Origin of the sequence: Bradyrhizobium sp., assembly GCF_030646015.1 — a bacterium.
GTDB lineage: Bacteria > Pseudomonadota > Alphaproteobacteria > Rhizobiales > Xanthobacteraceae > Bradyrhizobium.
In genome coordinates this window covers 1-12,337 of record NZ_JAUSLT010000162.1, presented here as the reverse complement: position 1 = coordinate 12,337, position 12,337 = coordinate 1, and the positions used below count along the sequence as shown (strand labels likewise).

General features: G+C 63.7%; 12 protein-coding genes. All 12 read left to right on the top strand.

The genetic code is table 11. The annotated features are described in order from the left end of the window. Window positions 1–671, top strand: a 671-nt coding sequence (locus tag Q7T45_RS24005; protein ID WP_304874181.1) for an ABC transporter ATP-binding protein, incomplete at its 5' end; no start/stop codon positions are given. 34 nt (window positions 672–705) lie between these two features. Then, window positions 706–2,025, top strand: coding sequence for an ABC transporter substrate-binding protein (locus tag Q7T45_RS24000; RefSeq protein WP_304874179.1), 1,320 nt, complete (start codon window positions 706–708; stop codon window positions 2,023–2,025). A 145-nt stretch (window positions 2,026–2,170) separates the two neighbouring features. After that, complete coding sequence (locus Q7T45_RS23995; protein ID WP_304874177.1) at window positions 2,171–3,130, top strand: carbohydrate ABC transporter permease; 960 nt, start codon at window positions 2,171–2,173, stop codon at window positions 3,128–3,130. Next, window positions 3,123–4,058: a carbohydrate ABC transporter permease gene (locus tag Q7T45_RS23990; protein ID WP_304874175.1), complete on the top strand. Its 936-nt coding sequence runs from the start codon at window positions 3,123–3,125 to the stop codon at window positions 4,056–4,058. The genes Q7T45_RS23995 and Q7T45_RS23990 overlap by 8 nt, the downstream gene beginning before the upstream one ends. Before the next feature lie 120 nt (window positions 4,059–4,178). After that, window positions 4,179–5,165 (top strand): D-erythronate dehydrogenase, encoded by a 987-nt coding sequence (gene denD / locus Q7T45_RS23985; RefSeq protein WP_304874174.1) that lies wholly within the window; start codon window positions 4,179–4,181, stop codon window positions 5,163–5,165. Between the two features lie 129 nt (window positions 5,166–5,294). Continuing rightward, window positions 5,295–6,239 (top strand): sugar kinase, encoded by a 945-nt coding sequence (locus Q7T45_RS23980; RefSeq protein WP_304874172.1) that lies wholly within the window; start codon window positions 5,295–5,297, stop codon window positions 6,237–6,239. Then, on the top strand, window positions 6,236–6,880 hold the full coding sequence (gene eda / locus Q7T45_RS23975; RefSeq protein ID WP_304874170.1) for a bifunctional 4-hydroxy-2-oxoglutarate aldolase/2-dehydro-3-deoxy-phosphogluconate aldolase: 645 nt from the start codon (window positions 6,236–6,238) through the stop codon (window positions 6,878–6,880). Before Q7T45_RS23980 ends, eda begins: the two co-directional genes overlap by 4 nt. Before the next feature lie 54 nt (window positions 6,881–6,934). Next, window positions 6,935–8,104: an acetyl-CoA acetyltransferase gene (locus tag Q7T45_RS23970; protein ID WP_304874169.1), complete on the top strand. Its 1,170-nt coding sequence runs from the start codon at window positions 6,935–6,937 to the stop codon at window positions 8,102–8,104. Between the two features lie 226 nt (window positions 8,105–8,330). Beyond that, complete coding sequence (locus Q7T45_RS23965) at window positions 8,331–9,542, top strand: CaiB/BaiF CoA-transferase family protein (protein ID WP_304874167.1); 1,212 nt, start codon at window positions 8,331–8,333, stop codon at window positions 9,540–9,542. 3 nt (window positions 9,543–9,545) lie between these two features. Beyond that, a complete protein-coding gene (locus tag Q7T45_RS23960; RefSeq protein WP_304874166.1) occupies window positions 9,546–10,712 on the top strand; it encodes an acyl-CoA dehydrogenase family protein in 1,167 nt (388 codons plus the stop codon). 17 nt (window positions 10,713–10,729) lie between these two features. Beyond that, window positions 10,730–11,866, top strand: a complete 1,137-nt coding sequence (locus tag Q7T45_RS23955; RefSeq protein WP_304874163.1) for a thiolase family protein — start codon at window positions 10,730–10,732, stop codon at window positions 11,864–11,866. Further along, window positions 11,863–12,219, top strand: a complete 357-nt coding sequence (locus tag Q7T45_RS23950; RefSeq protein WP_304874160.1) for a Zn-ribbon domain-containing OB-fold protein — start codon at window positions 11,863–11,865, stop codon at window positions 12,217–12,219. Before Q7T45_RS23955 ends, Q7T45_RS23950 begins: the two co-directional genes overlap by 4 nt. The last annotated feature ends 118 nt before the right edge of the window (window positions 12,220–12,337 follow it).

The window sequence follows — 12,337 nt, the reverse complement described above, 5'->3', positions numbered from 1 at the left end:
GGCAATTGTCCGGCGGCCAGCGCCAGCGCGTGGCGATGGGACGCGCCATCGTGCGCGACCCACAGGTGTTCCTGTTCGACGAGCCCTTGTCCAACCTCGATGCCAAGCTGCGGGTGGCGATGCGCACCGAGATCAAGGAGCTGCATCAGCGGCTGAAGACCACGACGGTCTACGTCACCCACGACCAGATCGAGGCCATGACCATGGCCGACAAGATCGTGGTGATGCATGACGGCGTCGTCGAACAGATGGGCACCCCGCTCGAACTCTACGACAAGCCGGACAACCAGTTCGTGGCGGGCTTCATCGGCTCGCCGGCGATGAACTTCCTCAAAGGTCAGGTGAAGTCGAACGGCTCCGCCTCGTTCGAGGGACCGAACGGCGTCAAGCTGCCGCTGGCCTCGGCGCCCGCCAATTCCGAAGGCCGGCCCGCGGTATACGGCGTCCGGCCCGAGCATTTCACCATTGCCGACGACGGCGTGGAGGCCGAGATCGTGGTGGTCGAGCCGACCGGCTCGGAAACCCAGGTGTTTGCCAAGCTCGGCGGCGAGCAGGTCGTCGCCGTGTTCCGCGAGCGTCATCAATTCAATCCGGGCGACAAGATCCGGCTGAAACCGGATCCGGCGCTCGTGCATCTGTTCGACGAGACCACCGGGAAGCGACTGAACTAAAAAACATAATCAAATCCAAAAGGGAGGATCGACTATGCATGACTTTACCCGCCGTAGCCTGCTTCAGGGCGGCACCGCGCTTGCTGCAACCGGCGCACTGACCGGGCCCGCTCTGCTCGATTTCGCCAAGGCCTGGGCGCAGGCATCGCCCTGGAAGGCGGAGAAGGGCGCCAAGCTCACCGTGATGCGCTGGAAGCGTTTCGTGCCGGCCGAGGACGACGCCTTCAACGCCATGGTCGCCGCCTTCAAGACCGCCACCGGCACCGAAATGAACGTGTTCAGCGAGTCCTTCGAGGACGTGCAGCCGAAGGCTTCGGTCGCCGCCAACACCGGGCAGGGTCTCGATCTGGCCTGGGGCCTGCACACGTTGCCGCAGCTGTTCCCGACCCAGGTTCTGAAGATGAACGACGTCGCCGATTATCTCGGCAAGAAATACGGCGGATGGACCGACGCGGCCGCCGTTACCTGCAAGCAGGGCAACGACTGGCTCGGCATTCCCGTCGCCACCATCGGCGGCTACATGACCTATCGCAAATCGTCGATGGAGAAGGCCGGCTTCAAGGAATTCCCGAAGGACTTCCCGGGCTTCCTCGAACTGTGCAAGGCGCTGAAGAAGAACAACACACCGGCCGGCTTCCCGCTCGGCCACGCCTCGGGCGACGCCAATGGATGGCTGCACTGGGTGCTGTGGGGTCACGGCGCCTACACCGTCGACAAGAACAACAAGGTCATCATCAACTCGCCGGAGACCCTGAAGGCGCTGGAATACTGCAAGGCGCTGTCGGAAACCTTCCTGCCCGGCGCGGCGTCCTGGAACGACTCGTCGAACAACAAGATCTATCTGTCGGGCGATCTGCATTGCACCGCCAACGGCATCTCGATCTACGTCGCGGCCAAGGATGATCCGACCAAGAAAGAGCTCACCGAGGACACCTATCACGCGCTGTGGCCGGTCGGTCCGGTCGGCAAGCCGACCGAACTGCAGCTCTGCGTTCCGATCCTGGCGTTCAAGTTCACCAAGTACCCGAACGCCGCGAAAGCCTTCATCGCCTTCATGCTGGAGAAGGAAAACTACGACAAGTGGCTGACCGGCGCGCGGGGCTATCTCACCCACACGCTCAACTCCTATGACAACTCGCCGGTCTGGACCGCCGACCCGAAGAACCAGGTGTTCAGCCAGGCCAGCAAGCGCGCCTTGCCGGCTTCCGGCATCGGCACCCCCGGCGAGAAGGCGGCGACCGCGATCGCCGACTTCCTGGTAGTCGACATGTTCGCCAACTACGCCACCGGCCGCGAGACCGCCGCCGGCGCGATCGCGATCGCCGAGCGCCAGTTGAAGCGCATCTATCGTTGAGAGGTAACCGGGCGGGCGGCAAGCAATTGCCGCCCGTCCGCCGACCAGCGACACGGCACGAATGCCGCCGTTCCTGCTTCTTGAGTTCTTGCGTTCATGCGAGTGGAGACGGCGCGTTTGCCGATTTTAATGCGGGATTCCGTTAATGGCTGACATCGCAGTGCAACCCCGGGCCGCCAGGCCGCCGATCCGCGAGGCGACCGCGTGGCAGCAGGTCAAGTCCAATCGCAACTTCATCGCCCTCTGGTTCATGCTTCCGGCGATGGCGTTCCTGATCTTCTTCCTGGCCTATCCGCTGGGGCTCGGAATCTGGATCTCGTTCACGGATGCGCGGATCGGCCGCCCCGGCGCGTTCGTCGGACTTGAAAATTACGAATGGCTCTGGGACGATTCGATCTTCTGGCTATCGGTGTTCAATACGCTGCTCTACACCTTCGTCGCGAGCGCCATCAAATTCGGCATCGGTCTCTATCTCGCGCTGCTGTTGAACGAGAACATGCCGTTCAAGGCGATGCTTCGCGCGCTGGTGCTGATCCCGTTCATCGTTCCTACCGTGCTGTCGGCGCTGGCGTTCTGGTGGATCTTCGATTCGCAGTTCTCGATCATCTCCTGGTCGCTGAAGGAAATGGGATTGATCACCGAGAACATCAATTTCCTCGGCGATGTCTACTGGGCGCGGGCATGCGTGATTTTCGCCAACATCTGGCGCGGCGTGCCGTTCGTCGCGATCACGCTGCTGGCCGGCCTGCAGACCGTTTCTCCCTCGCTCTATGAGGCCGCCACCCTCGACGGCGCGACCCGCTGGCAGATGTTCCGCAACATCACCTATCCGCTGCTGACCCCGATCATCGCCGTCGTCATGACCTTCTCGGTGCTGTTCACCTTCACCGACTTCCAGCTGATCTGGGCGATGACGCGCGGCGGTCCGGTCAATTCGACTCATCTGATGGCGACGCTGTCGTATCAGCGCGCGATCATCGGCGGCGTGCTCGGCGAGGGCGCGGCCATATCCAATGCGATGATTCCGTTCCTGCTGGCGGCGATCATGGTGTCCTGGTTCGGACTGCAGCGGCGCAAGTGGCAGCAAGGTGAAAACAATGACTGATCTGCGCACACAGCCCGTCGACCTCAAAGCCGTGCTGTCGGGATCGGCACGCACCGTGGCGGCCGACGATCACAGCGTCGGCATGAGCTACCTGGAGTCGCTGCCGCGGCGGATGGTGACGCTCTATCTGCCGCTGTCGATCATCGTGATCGTGCTGCTGTTCCCGTTCTACTGGATGGCGCTCACCGCGGTCAAACCGGACGAGCAGCTGCTCGATCTCAACACCTACAATCCGTTCTGGACCTGGAATCCGACGTTCAAGCACATTCATAAGCTGTTGTTTGACAGCTACTATCCGCTGTGGCTGTGGAACACGATGTATGTGGCGGTCTGCGCCACCGTGCTGTCGATCGTGGCCTCCGTGCTGGCCGCCTACGCGATCGTGCGGCTGCGCTATCGCGGTGCGCAATGGGTCGGCGGTTTCATCTTCCTCGCTTATCTGGTGCCGCCCTCGATCCTGTTCATTCCGCTCGCCACCGTGGTGTTCCAGTACGGCCTGTTCGACACGCCGTTCGCACTGATCCTGACCTATCCGACCATCCTGATTCCGTTCTCGACCTGGCTGTTGATGGGTTACTTCAAGACCATCCCGTTCGAGTTGGAGGAGTGCGCCCTGATCGATGGCGCCAGCCGCTGGCAGATCCTGACCAAGATCGTGCTGCCGCTGTCGATCCCCGGATTGATATCGGCGTTCATCTTCTGCTTCACGCTGTGCTGGAACGAGTTCATCTACGCGCTCACCTTCCTCACCTCGGTACAGAACAAGACGGTGCCGGTCGCGATCGTCAACGAGTTCGTCGACGGCGACGTCTATCGCTGGGGTTCGCTGATGGCGGGCGCGCTGGCGGGGTCGCTGCCGCTGGTGATCCTCTATGCGTTCTTTGTCGAGCACTACGTGTCGGCGATGACCGGAGCCGTCAAGGAGTGAGCCGGCAGGCGCGCGTCCGCTCTTGATCTGGCGCATCTTCCTGACGTGTTTTCTTGCCGCGAGCCGGTTCCCACTTCGCTTGAAAAGGCTATAAAGCAAAAAACAACAAGGAGTCGGGTCTTGCATATTCTGGTTCTGGGCGCCGCCGGCATGGTCGGCCGCAAGCTGACCGAGCGGCTGCTGCGCGACGGCCGCCTCGGCGACCGCGAGATCACGCGGATGACGCTGCATGACGTCGTCGCGCCGACCAAACCCGCCAATGCGGCGATCCCGATCAGCATCGTCACCAGCGATTTCGCCGACCCCGCCACGGCTGCGCCGCTGGTGGCGCACCGGCCCGACGTGATTTTCCACCTCGCGGCGATCGTCTCCGGCGAAGCCGAGCTCGATTTCGACAAGGGCTATCGCATCAACCTCGACGGCACGCGGATGCTGTTCGATGCCATCCGGCTCACCGGCGAGGGCTACAAACCCCGGATCGTCTTCACCTCGTCGATCGCGGTGTTCGGTGCGCCGTTCCCCGATGCGATCGGCGACGAGTTTTTCCATACGCCGCTCCTGAGCTACGGTACCCAGAAGGCGATTTGCGAACTGCTGCTGGCGGATTATTCCCGGCGCGGTTTCATGGACGGCATCGGCATCCGGTTGCCGACCGTCTGCATCCGTCCGGGCCTGCCCAACAAGGCGGCCTCCGGCTTCTTTTCCAATATCCTGCGCGAACCGCTGGCCGGCAAGGAAGCGGTGTTGCCGGTGTCCGAGGACGTCCGCCACTGGCATGCCTCGCCGCGCTCGACCGTGGGTTTCCTGCTGCACGCCGCGACCATGGACAGCGCCACGGCGGGCGCGCGCCGCAATCTCACCATGCCTGGTCTTTCGGCCACCGTCGGTGAGCAGATCGCGGCCTTGAAGCGGGTGGCCGGCGACAAGGTGGCGGCAAGAATCAAGCGTGAGCCTGATCCGTTCATCATGGGCATCGTCGCGGGATGGCCGCGCAATTTCGATGCCCAACGGGCGCGCCAGCTCGGCTTCACCACCGCCGAACAGACGTTCGATGACATCATCAAGATTCACATCGAGGACGAACTCGGCGGCAAGTTCGTCGCGTAGGTTCTCAACGTCATTGCGAGGAGCGCTTGCGACGAAGCAATCCATTCTTTCTTTCTTTGCTGGGTGAGATGGATTGCTTCGCTGCGCTCGCAATGACGGTTGAGAGACCGGCAATTTTTCCGAGCATCCATGACCAGAGTAGCCTGCATCGGCGAATGCATGATCGAGCTGAAGCAGGCTGAAGGCGGTCTGTTTTCGCGTGGCTATGGCGGCGACACCCTCAACACGTCGGTCTATCTGGCGAGGCTCGGCGTCGGCGTCGACTACATCACCGCACTGGGGGACGACCCCATGAGCGACGAGATGGTGGTGGGGTGGGCCACCGAGGGCATAGGCACCCGCCGGGTTGCGCGGCTGAAAGGCAAATTGCCCGGCATCTACATGATTCAGACCGACGCGTTCGGCGATCGCCGGTTCTTCCACTGGCGCGAGAACGCCGCCGCACGCAGCCTGATGGATTTGCCGGAGACCGGCGATATCCTGCAATCGCTCGCCACCTATGACGTCGTCTATCTCTCGGCGATCACGCTGTCGATCTACAGCCCGCAAGGGCGGACGAAGTTGATCGATGCGCTCGGCAGCGCCCGAAAGCATGGCGGCCGGATCGTCTTTGACACCAACTATCGGGCCCGTGGCTGGCCCGATCCCGACGTCGCGCGCGCCGTCTTTGCCGAGGCGTTTGCGGTATCCGATATCGTTCTGGCTTCGCCCGAAGATTTGCTGCCGCTATACCCTTACGAAAGCGACGAACAGCTGATGGCGCGCATTCCCTGCAACGAAACGGTGCTGAAACTTCTCAGCCCCGGGAGCATCGTGCGGTTTGAAGGAACCTCAACGGAGGTAAGGCCGGAGCCAATCACACGGCCTGTCGTCGATACCACCGCGGCGGGGGACAGTTTCGCGGCGGCCTACATTGCCGCGCGGCTCGCAGGCGCGGAACCGGTCGAAGCCGCGCAAGCGGGGCATCGCCTGGGCGGCGTCGTGGTGTGCTATCCCGGTGCAATCATCCCGCGCTCGGCAATGCCTGCAGATATATTGCCTGGGCCGGGATCCTCTCGTAAGGCCTCACCATGACGACGAAACAGGAAAAACTCGCCGCCCTCTTGCGCTCCGGCTGCGTCATTCCGGTGCTGACCATCGAGCGGCTCGAGGACGCGGTGCCGCGGGCGCGGGCGCTGGTGGCGGGCGGGGTGCGCGTGCTGGAAGTCACGCTGCGGACACCAGTGGCAATTCCGGCCGCGCAAGCCATCATGGCCGAGGTGCCGGACGCCGTGGTCGGGATCGGCACCATCCTGAACCCTGCGGATCTGGCGCGGGCGGAGGATATCGGCGCGCGTTTCGGCATCAGCCCGGGCGGCACCCCGGAATTGCTCAAGGCGGCCGCCGCAAGCCCATTGCCATTCGCGCCGGGGATCGCCACGGCATCGGAACTGATGCAGGCGCTGGCGCATGGGTTTGGCCTGGTCAAATTTTTCCCGGCCGAGCAATCCGGCGGTATCAAGGCCCTTCGCGCCCTGGCGGGGCCGTTTCCCGACATGCGATTCTGCCCGACCGGCGGGATTGGCGAGGCCAATGCGGCGACGTGGCTGGCTGAACCGAATGTGGTTGCGGTCGGCGGTTCCTGGTTGTGTCCGGCCACGGATATCCGGTCCGGCAACTGGGCCGGCATAACCGCCATGTGCAATCGGGCCATGAAATCGTTGAAACCGGCGTGAAGTCCGTTCGCCGATGGGCTACATAACACCCCGAGCAAGACAGGGAGAATGACCATGACAGCCAGCATCGTCGGATGGGCGCACACGCCGTTCGGCAAATTCGATACCGAGACCGTCGAGAGCCTCGTGGTGAAGGTCGCCGTCGATGCGCTGGCCGACGCGGGCATTTCCGCCGGGGATGTCGACGAAATCGTGCTCGGGCATTTCAATGCCGGCTTCTCGCCGCAGGATTTTACCGCATCATTGGTGCTGCAGGCCGACCCCGCGCTGCGCTTCAAGCCGGCGACGCGGGTCGAGAATGCCTGCGCCACCGGTTCGGCCGCGGTGCATCAGGGCATCCGGGCAATTGCCGCGGGCGCCGCCAAGATCGTTCTGGTGGTCGGCGTCGAGCAGATGACGCGGACGCCGCCGGCCGAAATCGGCCGTAACCTGCTGCGCGCGTCGTATCTGCCCGAGGACGGCGACACCCCCGGCGGCTTTGCCGGCGTGTTCGGCAAGATAGCGCAGGCCTACTTCCAGAAATATGGCGACCAGTCCGACGCGCTGGCGATGATCGCCGCCAAGAACCACAAGAACGGCGTGTCCAATCCCTATGCGCAGATGCGCAAGGATTTCGGCTATGAATTCTGCCGCTCCGAGAGCGAGAAGAATCCATTCGTCGCAGGTCCCCTGAAGCGCACCGATTGCTCGCTGGTGTCGGACGGCGCCGCGGCGCTGGTGTTGGCCGATGCGGAAACCGCCAAGACCATGGGCAAGGCGGTCCACATCCGCGCCACAGCCCATGCGCAGGATTTCCTGCCGATGTCGAAGCGCGACATCCTGCAGTTCGAAGGCTGCACCGTGGCCTGGCAGCGCGCGCTGCAATCGGCCGGCCTGCAATTGTCGGATCTGTCCTTTGTCGAAACCCACGACTGCTTCACCGTCGCCGAACTGATCGAGTATGAAGCGATGGGCCTGACGCCGCGCGGGCAGGGCGCCCGCGCCATCAAGGAAGGCTGGACCCAGAAGGACGGCAAGCTGCCGGTCAATCCCTCCGGCGGCCTGAAGTCCAAGGGCCATCCGATCGGCGCCACCGGCGTCTCCATGCATGTGATGAGCGCGATGCAACTGGTCGGCCAGGCGCCCGAGGGTATGCAGATCAAGAACGCAAAACTCGCCGGCATTTTCAACATGGGCGGAGCGGCGGTCGCGAACTACGTCTCGGTGCTGGAGCCGGCGAAGTAATGATCCGTAGGGTGGGCAAAGGCGCTCTTGCGCCGTGCCCACCATCTTGCTGATGCTGAAAGATGGTGGGCACGCCAACGGGCGCGCATTCGCGCGACCCGTTGGCTTTGCCCACCCTACGAAATCTTTCCGGCGGCACGCATACGCCCATACCCTGACAAGCCTTGCTCTTCGCGATCCCGTACCGTTACTAGGCGCAACAAGGTAATCGGGAGCAAACCGCGCCATGGGACCACTCGAGGGCATCAAGGTCATCGACATGACGACCGTGCTGATGGGGCCCTATGCCACCCAGATGCTCGGGGACTACGGCGCCGACGTCATCAAGATCGAGACGCCCGACGGCGACGTGACGCGGCAGATCGGCCCAACGAGGCATCCCGGCATGGGTCCGGTGTTCCTCAACACCAACCGCAGCAAGCGCTCGATCTGCCTCGATTTGAAGAAGCCGGCCGGGCGCGACGCCGTGCTGCGGCTGATCGCGAGCGCCGATGTGCTGGTCTACAACGTCCGGCCGCAGGCGATGGCGCGGTTGCAACTCGGCTATGACGTGGTCTCGAAGGTCAATCCCAAGCTGATCTATGCCGGCGTGTTCGGGTTCGGCCAGGACGGACCCTATGCGGCAAAGCCCGCCTATGACGATCTGATCCAAGGCGCCACCGCGCTTCCCGCGCTGATGGCGCAGACCAGCGACGGCGTGCCGCGTTACGTGCCCAATGCGCTGGTCGACCGCATCGTGGGTTTGACGGCTGTCGGTGCCATCTGCGCCAGCCTGGTGCATCGTGATCGTACCGGGCGTGGCCAGCGCGTCGACATTCCGATGTTCGAGACCATGGCGGGCTTTGTCATGGGCGACCACATGGGCGGCCTGACCTACGAGCCGCCGCTCGACAAGGGCGGTTATGCGCGGCATCTGTCGCGCGACCGGCGGCCGTACAAGACGTCAGACGGCTACATCTGCGTCATCGTCTACAACGACAAGCAGTGGGAAAATTTCTTCGCGGCGACCGGACGTGATGACCTGCGCCGCGACCCGAAGTTTGCGACCTTTGCCGGCCGCGCCGTCAACATCGACACCGTCTATGCCGAACTCGCGCGTATTCTCGAGACCCGCACCACCGCCGAATGGACCGACCTGCTGGTCAAGGCCGATGTGCCCGTGATGCCGATGCATGACCTCGCGGGCATGTTGCAGGACCCGCATCTGGTGGCGACCGACTTCTTTCCCGTGGTCGATCATCCGACCGAAGGAAAAATCCGCAACATGAAGGTCGCCGCCACCTGGTCGGACACGCCGGTCGAGCCGGCGGCGCGGCTGGCGCCGCGTCTCAACGAACACGGCGCGGAAATTCTCAGGAGTGCCGGCTATTCCGCCGACGAGATCGCCGCACTGGTCCGCGACGGCGTCACCATACCGGCGCCCGCTACAAGGAATTGAGCTATGGATTTTACACTCACCGCCAACCAGGAATCGATCCGCGATGCGATCGGCAAGATCTGCACCCGGTTCGACGATGCCTATTGGCTGAAGAAGGACAAGGAGGGCGGCTATCCCGCCGACTTCCACCGCGCGCTGGCCGATGCCGGCTGGCTCGGCATCTGCATCCCCGAGGAATATGGCGGCTCGGGTCTGGGCATCACCGATGCCGCGATCATGATGCGGACGATTGCCGAATCCGGCGCCGGCATGTCCGGGGCTTCGGCGGTGCACATGAACGTGTTCGGGCTCAATCCGGTCGTGGTGTTCGGCACCGACGCGCAGCGCCGGCGCATGTTGCCGGGAATCGTCGATGGCCGCGATAAATCCTGCTTCGCCGTCACCGAACCGAATACCGGCCTCAACACCACGCAGTTGAAGACCCGCGCGGCGCTGACCGGCGACCGATACGTCGTCAACGGCCAGAAAGTCTGGATCTCGACCGCGCAGGTCGCCAACAAGATCCTGCTGCTGGCGCGCACCACGCCGCTGGAGGAGGTCAAGAATCCGACCCACGGCCTCAGCCTGTTCTATACCGACTTCGACAAGAAGCGCGTCGCGGTGCATGAGATCGAGAAGATGGGCCGCAAGGCCGTCGACTCCAACGAGCTGTTCTTCGAGAATTTTGAAATTCCGGTCGAGGACCGGATCGGCGAGGAAGGCCGCGGCTTCGAATACATCCTGCACGGCATGAATCCGGAGCGCATCCTGATCGCCGCCGAAGCCGTCGGGCTCGGCAAGGTGGCGCTGAAGCGCGCCACGGACTATGCCAAAAGCCGCATCGTGTTCAACCGCCCGATCGGCAAGAACCAGGCGATCCAGCATCCGCTGGCGAAGAACTGGATGGAGCTGGAAGCGGCGTGGCTGATGGTGATGTCGGCCGGCTGGCAATACGACCAGGGCCTGCCCTGCGGCCCGGCGGCCAATGCCGCGAAGTATCTCGCCGGCGAAGCCGGCTTCCAGGCCTGCGAGCAGGCCGTCATGACCCATGGCGGTTTTGGCTACGCCAAGGAATATCATGTCGAGCGTTATCTGCGGGAATCGCTGATCCCGCGCATCGCCCCGATCAGCCCGCAGCTCGTTCTCTCCTTCATTGCCGAGAAGGTGCTGGGCATGCCCAAATCTTACTGAGATGAAATCGTACTGACATGAGCTTCATCACCGGCGTTGGCCTCACATCCTACGGCAAACACGAGGGCTCTTCCTCGCTCGACCTGATGAGCCAGGCTGCGCAACTGGCGATTACCGATGCCGGGCTGAAGCGAAGCGAGATCGACGGCATTCTGTGCGGCTACTCGACGGTGTCGCCGCACATCATGCTGGCCACCGTGTTCGCCGAGCATTTTGGCATCAAGCCGACTTACGCCCATGCCGTCCAGGTCGGCGGCGCCACCGGCCTGGCCATGACCATGCTGGCGCATCACCTGGTCGAGGCCGGCATCGTCAGGCACGTGCTGGTGGTCGGCGGCGAAAACCGGCTGACCGGGCAGAGCCGCGACGCGTCGATCCTGGCGCTGGCGCAGGTCGGCCATCCCGACTACGAGGTGCCGCTGGGCCCGACGATCCCGGCCTATTACGGCCTGGTCGCCTCGCGTTACATGCACGAATATGGCGTGACGCAGGAAGACCTCGCTGAATTCGCGGTGCTGATGCGCGCCCACGCGCTGACCCATCCCGGTGCGCAATTCCACGACGCCATCAGTGTGGCCGACGTAATGGCCTCGAAGCCGGTGGCGATGCCCTTAAAGCTGCTGGATTGCTGTCCGGTGTCGGACGGTGGTGCGGCGTTCGTGATCAGCCGCGAACGCACCGGGGAGGCCGGCGTGCGCGTGCGCGGCTGCGCCCAGGCGCATACCCATCAGCATGTCACGGCAGCCCCCGCGTTGAGCGAACTCGGCGCCGAGATTGCAATTGGCAAGGCGAAACAGGCCGCTGGTGTCGCGATATCAGATGTGCGCTATGCCGCGGTCTACGACAGCTTTACCATCACGCTGGCGATGCTGCTGGAGGACCTCGGGCTCGCCGGCCGCGGTGAGGCGGCAGCACGGGTGCGCTCCGGGCATTTTGGCCGCGACGGCGCGATGCCGCTCAACACCCATGGTGGCCTGCTGAGTTACGGCCATTGCGGCGTCGGCGGCGCGATGGCGCATCTGGTCGAGACCCAGCTGCAGATGACGGGACGCGCAGGCAACCGTCAGGTGCGCGATGCCTCGGTCGCGCTGCTGCATGGCGATGGCGGCGTGCTGTCGTCGCATGTCAGCATGTTCCTGGAGCAGGTGCGATGAGCCAAAAACCCGCCGACTGGACCACGGGCGCGGAAGCGATCCTCTATCAACGCTGCGCTGCCTGCGGCGGCCTGCAATATTTCCGCCGCAGCTTCTGCGTCGCCTGCGGCGCGCAGGATCCGGTGGAGAAGCGCGCCAGCGGCGCCGGCACGGTCTACGCCGCCTCCCTGGTGTGCCGCGCCGCGACTCCCGAAACCCGGGCGCACGTTCCCTACAACATCGTGCTCGTCGATACGTCCGAAGGCTTCCGCATGATGGCGCATGGCGACAATGACCTTTCCATCGGCGACAAGGTAACGGCGCGATTCGTGCCGTTCGCGGGGAGATTGGTGCCGTATTTCGAGAAGGTGTGACTCTTACCCTCCCCTGGAGGGGGAGGGTCGCCGCGCGTGCAACGCGCGGCGGGGTGGGGGGTAGGTCGTTCGTTTCGAACGGTGCCCGAGTTGAGGGACGTTCACCCCACCCCGTCTC

Bases quoted from the DNA above. Each gene is read 5' to 3' on its own strand.
- eda (WP_304874170.1), top strand. From the start codon at position 6,236: ATGACGACGAAACAGGAAAAACTCGCCGCCCTCTTGCGCTCCGGCTGC.
- Q7T45_RS23970 (WP_304874169.1), top strand. From the start codon at position 6,935: ATGACAGCCAGCATCGTCGGATGGGCGCACACGCCGTTCGGCAAATTC.
- Q7T45_RS23965 (WP_304874167.1), top strand. From the start codon at position 8,331: ATGGGACCACTCGAGGGCATCAAGGTCATCGACATGACGACCGTGCTG.
- Q7T45_RS23995 (WP_304874177.1), top strand. From the start codon at position 2,171: ATGGCTGACATCGCAGTGCAACCCCGGGCCGCCAGGCCGCCGATCCGC.
- Q7T45_RS23980 (WP_304874172.1), top strand. From the start codon at position 5,295: ATGACCAGAGTAGCCTGCATCGGCGAATGCATGATCGAGCTGAAGCAG.
- Q7T45_RS23960 (WP_304874166.1), top strand. From the start codon at position 9,546: ATGGATTTTACACTCACCGCCAACCAGGAATCGATCCGCGATGCGATC.
- Q7T45_RS24000 (WP_304874179.1), top strand. From the start codon at position 706: ATGCATGACTTTACCCGCCGTAGCCTGCTTCAGGGCGGCACCGCGCTT.
- Q7T45_RS23955 (WP_304874163.1), top strand. From the start codon at position 10,730: ATGAGCTTCATCACCGGCGTTGGCCTCACATCCTACGGCAAACACGAG.
- Q7T45_RS23990 (WP_304874175.1), top strand. From the start codon at position 3,123: ATGACTGATCTGCGCACACAGCCCGTCGACCTCAAAGCCGTGCTGTCG.
- Q7T45_RS23950 (WP_304874160.1), top strand. From the start codon at position 11,863: ATGAGCCAAAAACCCGCCGACTGGACCACGGGCGCGGAAGCGATCCTC.